The 2,663-nt window shown below is 38.0% G+C and carries 3 protein-coding genes; all 3 read left to right on the top strand.

Going from position 1 to position 2,663, the window contains the following annotated elements; all coding sequences use genetic code 11:
• The coding region (locus WC815_24280; protein ID MFA5911908.1) for a hypothetical protein at positions 1–182 on the top strand (182 nt) is incomplete at its 5' end.
• Between the two features lie 84 nt (positions 183–266).
• Positions 267–995 (top strand): DUF3347 domain-containing protein, encoded by a 729-nt coding sequence (locus tag WC815_24275; GenBank protein ID MFA5911907.1) that lies wholly within the window; start codon positions 267–269, stop codon positions 993–995.
• Between the two features lie 187 nt (positions 996–1,182).
• Positions 1,183–2,469, top strand: a complete 1,287-nt coding sequence (locus WC815_24270; GenBank protein MFA5911906.1) for a citrate synthase — start codon at positions 1,183–1,185, stop codon at positions 2,467–2,469.
• Positions 2,470–2,663 lie beyond the last annotated feature (194 nt).

Raw genomic sequence — 2,663 nt, 5'->3', positions numbered from 1 at the left:
CTGTAAAAGGTTATAATAGTGGTGATAAAACTTTCAGGGGTTTTGCTAATAAGGGTCTTCTTGTTAATCAGGATTCCCCACTGGTGGATGGAGTGTACTTTTATATAGTGAATACCTACAAATCGGAAGCTGGCATCAGAACAAAAAACACTAACAAAGGTTATCTGATACTGAAAAGGTAATATTTTCAGATTGGAACTATATTTGTACCCGGGTTCCAGGGAAAAGTATTTATTCCGGGTTTGAACCATGTATTTTGATTCATAATGCCTATAGGGCCTTGTGAATGGCCAAACCTGAAAAATTCTGTTCAGGCCGGTTTGTGGCTAGCTTTTGGCTGTGAACTGAATAAAGAATTGATTTTTCGAAAATACCCCTCAGAAAGCGGGACTTTCCTGTTTTTGACGGTTCATTCATCTAAAATACTCATATTTGTAAACCAAAATCCCCTAATTATGTATAAATTAAAATTTGTTATGTCAGTTTTTGCACTGATTGCTGTATTTGCAGCCTGTAATCAGGCATCCAAAACTGATGAGTCTGCTAAAACCGACACTATTTCTGCTCCGGCCACTGTTCCTGTCGAAATTAAAGATATCGATACGGATCAGGTATTCATTCATTATATTCATCTTAAAGATGTACTTGTAGCATCAAATGCAACTGAAGCTCAGGTAGCAGCCAAAGAGCTTGCAACTGCACTTCGTAAAATTGATGGTTGCGAAAATACCGCTACTATGGCTGCCGAAATTGCAGGTACAAATGACCTGACCAAGCAGCGTTTCCAATTTACTGCATTAAGTGCTGATATCATTGCAATGCTTAAACATACAGAGATCGAATCAGGAAGTTTATTTGTTCAGTATTGTCCGATGGCCAATGACGGTGAGGGAGGCTATTGGCTGGCTTCTGAGAAAGAGGTCAGGAACCCTTATTTCGGTGATGAAATGCTGAATTGCGGTGAAGTTAAGGAGACCATAACGAAGAAAAAATAACAATCACTGATTTAGAAGATCAGAAATATCATCCAATTCGGATGGGTTAACCTAAAATCAGGGTGATTGATTACATGAAATTGTAATTTATTTAATTTTTTTTAAAAAATATTGCAAAACCTTTCATGAAAATTAGGTCATAAGTGAGCATATTTATTAGTTTTGTTTATTAAAATTTCAAATTACTATGTCAGAGTCAGCATCCTTAAAAATAGGAGAAAAAACGTACGAATTACCGATAATTACAGGTACTGAAGGTGAAAAGGCCATTGATATTTCAAAACTTAGGGATGAAAGCGGATTTATAACTCTCGATTCTGGTTTTAAAAATACAGGTTCAACTAAAAGTGCTATCACATTTCTGGACGGCGAGGAAGGAATCTTAAAATACAGGGGATACTCCATTGAAGAATTAGCAGAGAAATCAACTTTTATTGAAGTTGCTTACTTACTGATCTATGGTGAACTTCCAAACCAATCTCAACTCAACTCATTTCAGTCCGTGATCTCCAGGCATACGCTGGTTCATGAAGATATGAAGAAATTTTTCGACGGGTTTCCTTCGAAATCCCATCCTATGGGACAACTTTCTTCCCTGATATGTTCCCTATCTTCATTTTATCCCGAATCATTAAACTCAAAACAAACAGCAGAGGAGCAAAAACTGACCATTATCAAGCTGTTTGCAAAAATGACCACAGTTGTTTCCTGGATTTATAAAAAATCTCTCGGCCATCCGATCATCTATCCGCAAAATAATCTGGATTATGTGAGTAATTTCCTGAACATGACTTTCGGTCAGAGAACAGAAAATAAAGAGATCGATCCTGTGGTAGTGAAGGCCATGAACGTATTATTTATACTCCATGCAGATCACGAGCAAAATTGCTCCACTTCCACGGTTCGGATGGTAGGTTCATCAGACTGTAATTTATATGCTTCAATTTCTGCAGGTATTTCAGCTTTATGGGGCCCGCTTCATGGAGGTGCCAATCAGGCGGTTATTGAAATGCTTGAGCAGATAAAAAATGATGGCGGTGATACTGATAAATGGATCAACAAAGCAAAAGATAAGGACGATAGTTTTCGTCTGATGGGATTTGGACATCGTGTTTACAAGAACTTTGACCCTAGGGCGAAGATCATCAAGAAAGCCTGCGACGACATTCTTGATAAACTTGGTATTGATGATCCTGTTCTGGAAATCGCGAAAAAAATGGAAACTACGGCCCTGAACGACCCGTATTTTGTTGAGCGTAAGCTATATCCGAATGTCGATTTCTATTCTGGTATTATTTACCGTGCTTTAGGGTTCCCGACTGATATGTTTACCGTATTATTCGCTTTAGGCCGTTTACCGGGATGGATTGCCCAATGGAAAGAAATGCGCGAGAATAAAGAGCCTATTGGAAGACCAAGACAAATATTTGTAGGAGAAACCTATAGAGAATATGTCGATTTAAAAAAACGATAAGGAGTTATTATCAGTTGTAGGTTATAAGTTATAGGTTATAACTTATAGATTGTACACGAAACTCGTAACAAACCACTAACCATCGAACAAACTAACAACTAAAATTACATCAGGATGCCGGCAATAGTTGCCCATAAATAAGAGGCCAATGTACCGCAGATCAGAGCTCTCATTCCAAGTTTGGCCAGATCCGT

The organism is Vicinamibacterales bacterium, from assembly GCA_041659285.1.
Lineage (GTDB): Bacteria > Acidobacteriota > Vicinamibacteria > Vicinamibacterales > UBA2999 > 12-FULL-67-14b.
This window is presented reverse-complemented; position numbering and strand designations above follow the sequence as displayed.